At 65.3% G+C, this 8,180-nt stretch carries 7 protein-coding genes; 2 read left to right on the forward strand and 5 right to left on the reverse strand.

Translation table 11 applies throughout. The annotated features are described in order from the left end of the window. Positions 1-169: 169 nt before the first annotated feature. The 5 genes from ACK4R0_RS16910 to dapA all read right to left on the reverse strand — a co-directional run bounded on the left by ACK4R0_RS16910 (position 170) and on the right by dapA (position 5,280). On the reverse strand, positions 170-517 hold the full coding sequence (locus ACK4R0_RS16910; RefSeq protein WP_409676811.1) for a response regulator: 348 nt from the start codon (positions 515-517) through the stop codon (positions 170-172). Positions 518-531: 14 nt separating this feature from the next. Further along, positions 532-2,940: an ATP-binding protein gene (locus tag ACK4R0_RS16915; RefSeq protein WP_409676814.1), complete on the reverse strand. Its 2,409-nt coding sequence runs from the start codon at positions 2,938-2,940 to the stop codon at positions 532-534. A 164-nt stretch (positions 2,941-3,104) separates the two neighbouring features. Beyond that, complete coding sequence (locus ACK4R0_RS16920) at positions 3,105-3,602, reverse strand: DUF2062 domain-containing protein (protein ID WP_409676826.1); 498 nt, start codon at positions 3,600-3,602, stop codon at positions 3,105-3,107. 320 nt (positions 3,603-3,922) lie between these two features. After that, positions 3,923-4,405 (reverse strand): SsrA-binding protein SmpB, encoded by a 483-nt coding sequence (smpB, locus tag ACK4R0_RS16925; protein WP_409676817.1) that lies wholly within the window; start codon positions 4,403-4,405, stop codon positions 3,923-3,925. Next, entirely contained in the window at positions 4,405-5,280 is an 876-nt protein-coding gene (gene dapA, locus ACK4R0_RS16930) for a 4-hydroxy-tetrahydrodipicolinate synthase (protein ID WP_409676820.1), read from the reverse strand. The genes smpB and dapA overlap by 1 nt, the downstream gene beginning before the upstream one ends. Positions 5,281-5,376: 96 nt before the next feature. On the opposite strand from dapA, the gene ACK4R0_RS16935 reads away from it, so the two are divergent. Together ACK4R0_RS16935 and greB are read left to right on the forward strand one after the other, a co-directional pair. Further along, entirely contained in the window at positions 5,377-7,437 is a 2,061-nt protein-coding gene (locus ACK4R0_RS16935) for a transglycosylase SLT domain-containing protein (RefSeq protein ID WP_409676829.1), read from the forward strand. A 139-nt stretch (positions 7,438-7,576) separates the two neighbouring features. After that, positions 7,577-8,056: a transcription elongation factor GreB gene (gene greB / locus ACK4R0_RS16940; RefSeq protein ID WP_409676823.1), complete on the forward strand. Its 480-nt coding sequence runs from the start codon at positions 7,577-7,579 to the stop codon at positions 8,054-8,056. The last annotated feature ends 124 nt before the right edge of the window (positions 8,057-8,180 follow it).

Below are 8,180 nucleotides of genomic sequence, written 5' to 3' on the forward strand. Positions count from 1 at the left end.
TGGATTTTGCCTCTTTTTCGGTCTGGATGAGTTTCAATTGCCCGGCCATCGCCACGCCTCCCTTGCCTAGTTGCTCCCGCCATCGGGTGCAACGACTCAGTGATGTATATGATTTGTTCTCGTGGAACAAGTAGGGAACATCACCGGAAACGCAAGAACAGCGCGAATTTTAACCCAGCTTTGCCAGCACGGCCTCGAGCGAGGCGGTGGTGTAGGGCTTGACCAGGGTCGGCGCATCGGCGTGCGCCGGTGGGATCGTGTCGCCGCCGCCGGTCGCGAAGATATACGGAACACCCTTTGCCTTGAGCGCATCGGCGAGCGGCCAGCACTTGTCGCGCGCCAGGTTGACGTCGAGGATCGCGGCATCGAACCCGCCCTTGGAGATCGCGTCCAGCCCGTCGGTGACGCTGCTCACCATGTGGCCGATGCTGTGCCCCAGCAGATCGAGAAAATCCTCGAGCAGCATCGCAATCAGCGCTTCGTCTTCAGCGATCAGGAATGTCCGGGGTTCAGGCACGGTCGTGTCGTCTTTCAGTTTGTAGGGCTGGCGGCAGCCGCGAGCGCCCCGTGGACGGCATCGACGATTTGCGCAACCGAAAACGGTTTGGGAAGAAAGTGGACCTGATCGATCGAGATGCTCTGGCGCAGCGTCTCCTCGGCATAGCCCGACATGAACAGGATGGGCAATCCGGGTATCCGCTTGCGCATCTCCATCGCCATGCCGGGTCCGTCGAGATTGGGCATCACGACATCGCTGACCACCAGATCGAACGGACCGCTGTCGCCCAGCCGCTCGAGCCCGTCCTCGCCATCGGTGGCGGTAACCACGGTAAAGCCCTGCCGGGTGAGCGCACGCTCGGCGACGGCGCGCACCATGTCCTCATCCTCGACCAGCAGCAGCCGGGCATGGCCCCATTGGCCATTGCTGACCTTGGCGGGCTTGCGGCTGCGCTGTTCGACGGCACCGCCGCGATAAACGGGGAAATAGATCGAGAAGGTCGTGCCCTTGCCCGTCTCGGAATCGACGAAGATATAGCCGCCCGACTGCTTGACGATGCCGTACACGGTGGAGAGGCCGAGCCCGGTGCCCTTGCCGACATCCTTGGTGGTGAAGAACGGCTCGAAAATACGCGCCTGCACATCGGGCGGAATGCCTACCCCGCTGTCCTCGACCAGGATCGCGCTGTAATCGTCGGTGGGCAGGATATCGCTCGCCATCGCGCGGACTTCGGCCGCGGTCACCTTGCGGGTGCGGATGGTGAGCGTACCGCCCGGCGGGCGCTTGGCCAGCATCGCATCGCGGCCGTTGACCGCGAGGTTGACGATGACCTGTTCAAGCTGGCCGGGGTCCGCGCGGACGGGACCAAGATTGCGGTCATGCTGCACCTCGAGCACGATCTTCTCGCCGATCAGCCGCTTGAGCAGCTCGGAGGTGTCCGAGACGATGTCGGGCAGCTGGAGCACCTGCGGGCGCAAGGTCTGCTGGCGCGAGAAAGCGAGCAGGTGCCGGGTCAGCGAGGCGGCGCGGTTGGAGTTGCTGCGGATCTGCTGGATGTCGTCATAGTCGCTGTCGCCGGGGCTGTGCCGCATCAGCATAAGGTCGCAATGGCCGATAATCGCGGTCAGCACGTTGTTGAAATCATGCGCGACCCCGCCCGCGAGCTGGCCGATCGCCTGCATCTTGCTGGCCTGCGCGACCTGGCGCTTGAGCCGGCTTTCTTCCGAATTATCCTTGATCGACAGCAATACGGCAGCATCGCCCATGCCGCGAAGGCCCGCTAGCGACAGCGTCACCGGCTCGTCCGGCTGATGCCGCAGGCGCAGCGCGACATCGCCCGAAATCGCCTGGCCGCTGGCATGCCTGCGCACCGCATCGGCGAGCGCGCCCTTGTCCTCGCGCACCACCAGATCGCCGGGATACGGTGGCAGCGTGCTCTCCGAAATCCCGGCGGCGCGCAGGAATGCATCGTTGGCAAAGAGGAAACGGCCATCGCGGTCGGTCATCGCCAGCCCCACCGGCAGCAGCCCGAGCAGCGTCTGGACATAACCCAGCGCGGTGCCCTTATCCATGCCGCTTGCATCCTCGTCGATCAGCACGACCAGAGCCGGCGCCTTCTCGCGGTCTTCGGGATCGGTGGAGTACAACGGATCGAGCAGCGGCAGATGGAACAGCCGCAGCGGGACACCCTTGCGCCCCTCACGCTCGAAATAAATCCGGTTGCGCTCATCGGCGCGCAGGAAGCTGGCGAGATCGCGCCCGACGACATTGCCTGCCTCGGCTCCGGCGGCGCGCGCGGCAAAGGCGCTGTTGGCGGCACGAATGCGGCCCTCCGGGCTGATCGCGGCGGCCATGAACCCGCCCTCGCCCAGCGCGCGGCCTGGCCGTCCCGCCAGCATCGCATCGGCCTCGGTCGCCAGATCGAACTTCTGCACCGGCTCGAACCGCCACAGCAGATAATCCTGCCCGCGCCCGACGCGCTGGACCTGCGCATCGATCTGGGTGCCCGCAGCCATCAGCGCAGCAGCCCTGCCCTGGCCATCGCGCCACGCCGCCCTGCCCGCCTCCGCCAGCAGATCGCCGCCCTGACCGGCCAGCGGCAGCTTGGGCGGCACCACCTGCGCCCCGAACAGATCGACAAAGCGCTGGTTGGCGCAGATCATGCGTCCGGCCTCATCGGTGATCGCGATGGCAATGACCGGATGATCGGTCGCGGCATGGGTCACCGACCAGTCGGGCAAGGCAGCCTGCACCTGCACCCGCTGCGGAAACTGGCGGCGATACAGCATGACCAGCGAGGCCAGCCCGACCAATCCCGCCGCGAACAGCGCCAGCGGAACCCAGTCGCCCAGCGCGAGCCAGATCAGCCCGCCGCTGACCACCAGCGCGCCGATGATGATCAGCGCGCTCACTCGCGTATCGGGCAGGTCCGGATCGGGCATTGCGGGCAACCATTCCGGCCAGTCAAGGTCGGTTCGGGCACGGTTCGTGGTCAAGGTCTTTGGATCCCCCAAAGGCAGCTTGGCACCGCCTGAAGCGGAGGACGCTAGCGCAACTTGTCGGGCGTTACCAATTGCAGTTGCAGGTCAGCCGCCGATTAATGCGATCAGGAGTGCCGCACCCGCGCCAGCCTGCGCCGCCGCTTGCCGGCAATCCACACCCGCCAGCCGATCGAACTGGCGACATAGCCGATCGCAGCAAGCACCGCCGCCAGCACGACCAGACCGAACGCGGTGATCGAAGCAGCGCCGGTCAGCCAGGCCATCCAGCTTTCCACCTCGGGCTGGTTGAGCGCGGTAGCCACCGGCTGGCCGAACGTGTTGGCATCGATCCGCAGGATGAAGCTGCCGATATGATAGCTCGCCAGCCAGAACAGCGGCGTCGTGAACGGGTTGGTGATGAACGTGGTGAGCGCCGCCACCGGAACATTGGCGCGCACGGGCAGCGCAAGCAGCGCAGCGGCAAAAATCTGGCCGAGCGGAATGATCACACCCACAAGCACGCCGAGCGCCACGCCCCGCGGCACCGATCGCCGGGTGAACCGCCACAGCTCGGACCGCAACACGCGCGCAGCGAAGGGCTTGATGAAGCGGTTTCGCTCCATGCTTTCGCGCGTCGGCAGGTGGCGCCCCACCCAGCGGCTGAACCGGCCCTCAGTCAATTCCAAACCCTTGTGCCCTTATCTGTCGCCACGGCAGCGACGACGTTCCATGTGGGAGCATCGCCGTAAAACGCCATAGCGCACCACGGATTAAAACGACGTTTACCCAGATTCGGGGGCGAATCGGGCTGCGACCCCCAACGCAGCACAGTCCTTAGCCGTTCGGCGTGATTTGGCGCACGCTATGTCATGAACCGACAGGATTTTTCGATGGGTGGAGCAATCCGCATCGCCAGGCCGGACAACGTCAAGCGCAGCGCAAATCAACCCTTGTCGCGCATGATTCGGCCCTGGTCGCGTTTCCATTCGCGCTCCTTCGTCGCGGCGCGCTTGTCGGGGGCCTTCTTGCCCTTGGCGAGCGCGAGTTCGACCTTGGCGCGGCCCCGGCCGTTGAAGAACACCGAGAGCGGCACCAGGGTCATCCCCTGACGATTGACCGCGCCGTGCAGCTTGCTGATCTCGCGCGCATGGAGCAGCAGCTTGCGCGGGCGCTTGGGCTCGTGGTTCTCGCGGTTGCCGTGGCTGTATTCGGGGATGTTCGAGTTGATCAGCCAGATCTGCTCGTCCTTCACCTCGGCATAACTCTCCGCGATCGAACCTTGTCCCGAGCGCAGCGCCTTGACCTCGGTCCCGGTCAGCGCGATCCCCGCCTCATACACGGTGTCGATGGCATAATCGTAGCGCGCGCGCCGGTTCTCGGCGACGGTCTTCTGCTTGTCGAAGGCTTCGGGCTTTGGTCGCGCCATCAAATAAGTCCTGCGTGAACAAGTGCGGCATCGACCGCCTTGCGGCTCTTCTTGTCCGGCGGGGTCATCGGCAGGCGAAGGTCGGGCAGGAAATCGGGCCGCACGCGGTTGATGGCGTATTTGACGGGGCCGGGCGAAGCATCGGAGAACATTGCCGAATGCAGCGGATACAGCCGGTCGTTGAGCGCCAGCGCCGCCTTGTAATCGCCCTTGGCGAGCGCCGCCTGGAACTGTGCGCACAGCGCTGGCGCGACATTGGCGGTGACCGAGATGCAGCCCACCCCGCCCATCGCGCGGTGGCCGAGCGCGAGTTCGTCATTGCCCGACATCTGGCAGAACTTCTTGCCGCATTGCGCGCGCTGGGCGCTGACTCGTTCGAGATCGCCGGTGGCATCCTTGACGCCGATGATGCTGGGGAAACGCGAAAGCTTGGCCATCGTCTCGACCTTGATGTCGGTCACGGTGCGCGCCGGCACGTTGTAGAGCATGATCGGCAGGTCGCACGCCTCGGTCAGCGCCTTGAAGTGTGCGCGCACGCCGTCCTGGCCTGGACGGTTGTAATAGGGCGGCACGACCAGCGCAGCACTGGCGCCGGCGGCCTTGGCGTTGAGCATATGGCCGATCGCGACCTTGGTGTCGTTCGACCCGCACCCGGCGATCACCGGCACGCGTCCGGCGGCCTGTTCGACGCACACCCGCACGATGTAGTCATGTTCCTCGATCGACATGGTTGCCGCCTCGCCAGTGGTGCCGCACGGCACCAGGCCCGAGCTTCCGTGTTCGATCTGCCAGTCGATCAACGCACGAAAGGCGGGCTCGTCAAACGCTCCATCGCGGAACGGCGTCGCAAGGGCCGGAATTGAGCCGGAAAACATCGGGTAGCTCCTTTACCTTGCCCGCAAAACGGGCAAGAACGAATATCTATAGACACGTATGTGTGTTCAGCGCCTGATAAGGATCGAAAGCGCATGATGTCCAGCATGGTTTCACGAATTGCAATTGCGCGCAGCACTGCCGCACTCCTCGCCCTGCCCCTGTTGGGCGTCCCCGCAGCCTGCCTCGCCAGCGACCAGACCGCGGATTATTCCGCATCCTCGGCCCCGATCAATCGATCGGGCGACGGCAGCGACTGGGATCGCGCGCGCGCGAACCTGCTGCAATCGATGCCCGCGGACATGTCCGGCACGATCGCCAACTGGCGGTCGCTGACGACCAGCCCCAACAACTACACCTTCTCCACCTTCGCGAGCTTCCTGATTTCCCACCCCGGCTGGCCCGACGAGGACAAATTGCGCCGCAGCGCCGAGCAGGCGCTGGGTATCAGCCCGGCAGCGCCCACCGAAGTCGTGTCCTATTTCACCCGTTTTCCTCCGCTGACCAATGTCGGGCGCGCGCGCTATGCCATCGCGCTCGATGCGGTGGGCCAGCGCGATGCCGCACAGGCAGAAGCGGTCAAGGCCTGGCGCGCGGGCACGATGATGCCCGAAGACAAGATGCAGCTGTTCAGCCGCTTCGGCACCGGCTTCACGATGGCCGATCATGATGCGCGGATGGACGCGCTGCTCTGGGCCAGGGCAACGCCCGATGCAGAAGAACAGTTCGGCTTCGTTTCGGGCGAGCGCCGCGCCGTCTTCGCTGCGCGGCTGGCTATGCTCAAGAACCTGCCCGATGCCGACAGCCTGGCGGGAGCGCTGGGCGCAGAAGCGATGCGCGATGCAGGGTTCGTCGCGCAGCGCGCCAAGCGGCTCAACGATACCGGCAACTGGGGCATGGCGCGCACGGTTCTGGCCACGCGTCCGCCCCTGGAATACCGCCCGACCAATCCCAAGGCGTGGTACGAGCTGCTGCTGCAGCAGGCGCGCGGCGCCAGCAACGATGGCCAGTACGAAACCGCGTTCGACATTGCCTCAAGGGTCGATGACGCCTTCCCGCAAGGGCATGACGTTTCCGAGGAAAGCCTGGGCGTGCGCGATGACTATACCAGCCTGACCTGGCTTGCAGGTACGGTCGCGCTCCAGAATCTGGGGCGCCCGCGCGATGCGATCGGCATGTTCGCCCGCTATGGCGGCGGCGCACGCACCCCCCAGACCCGCTCCAAGGGATTCTATTGGGCAGGGCGCGCGGCAGCTGTCGCGGGCGATACGGGCGAGGCGACCAAATATTTCGAAATGGCCGCAGCCTATCCCGACCATTTCTATGGCCAGCTTGCCACCGAGCGGCTGGGCCGGGCCATCCCGCCGTTCGCCGAGGCGCCGCGCGTCCAGGTGAGCGCGGTCGAGCGCGGACGGTTCAATGCCAGCTCGCTGGTGCAGGCCACGCAGGTGATCGCGCGCAGCGGCGACTGGCCGACCCAGCGGCGCTTCTTCGGCGCGGTCGCGGCATCCGCAAAGACGCCCGAGGAACATGTGATGGCCGCAGAACTCGCGCGCCAGATCGGGCGGCGCGATCTTGCGGTGATCGTCGGCCAGGCGGCGCGCACCAAGGGTGTCGACGACTTGCAATCGCTTGCCTTCCCGCAGATGCCGGTGCCGCCCGGCTTCCAGAACAACTGGACGATGATCCATGCGATCACCCGGCAGGAAAGCCAGTATGCGCAGAACGCGGTCAGCCATGCCGGCGCGCGCGGCCTGATGCAGCTGATGCCCGGGACCGCGCGCGAGCAGGCGGGCAAGATGGGGCTGAGCTATTCGCTGGGCGCGCTGACCGACGATACGCAGTACAATATCCAGCTGGGCGCGGGCTATTTCGCGCGCATGATGGACTATTTCGGCGGCAGCTATCCGCTGGCGGTGGCGGCGTACAACGCCGGGCCCGGCAACGTGAACAAATGGCTGCGCGCCAACGGCGATCCGCGCACCGGCGGCATCGACATCGTCGAATGGGTCGAGAAGATTCCGATCTTCGAGACCAAGAACTATGTCCAGCGCGTGCTCGAGAATGCGGTCGTCTACGACGTGATGCACCCCGAGCGCGCCACGATGCGCGGGAACAACAAGCTGACGCGGTATCTGGGCAAGAACAGCCCGGGTTGATCGCCCCATACTCCGTCACCCCCGCGAAGGCGGGGGTCCCGCTTTTGCACATCGTCCGAGCAGAAGCGGGATTCCCGCGTTCGCGGGAATGACGGTGGAGCCCGTCGCCTTGTCGGCCCTGCCTTGCTAGAGCCCACTTATGGACCGCCCCAACTACATCACCCCTGCAGGCTATGCCGCGCTCAAGGCACGTTACGACCAGCTGCTCGGGGTCGAACGCCCGGCGATCGTCGAGATCGTCAGCTGGGCGGCGGGCAATGGCGACCGCAGCGAGAACGGCGACTACCTCTACGGCCGCAAGCGGATGCGCGAGATCGACCGCGAGCTCAATCGCCTCGCGCGCAAGATGAAGGCCGCACGGGTCGTCGATCCCGCAGCGCAGACCGACAGGGCCAAGGTGTGGTTCGGCGCCACGGTCGAGATCGCCGACGAGGATGACAACCGCCGCACCCTCACGCTGGTCGGCGATGACGAGCAGGACGCAGGGACGGGCCGGATCGGCTGGAACTCCCCCCTCGCCCGGGCGCTGCGCGGTGCCACTGTCGGCGACCTGCGTACCGTCACGCTGCCCGGCGGATCGAAGGAATGGGAAGTGATGGCAATCGCCTATCCGGCCTGACCCGCAATCATGCTCAACGAAAGTTTAATGCTAAAACTGTCGTATCCGTCCTATGGCCAAAACTTAACTTAAAGTAACATTTGTCTGCGTGAACAAAGGCCGTGGTCGATGCCTGCACGCCCAA

It is taken from the genome of Blastomonas sp. (genome assembly GCF_046294995.1).
Lineage (GTDB): Bacteria > Pseudomonadota > Alphaproteobacteria > Sphingomonadales > Sphingomonadaceae > Blastomonas.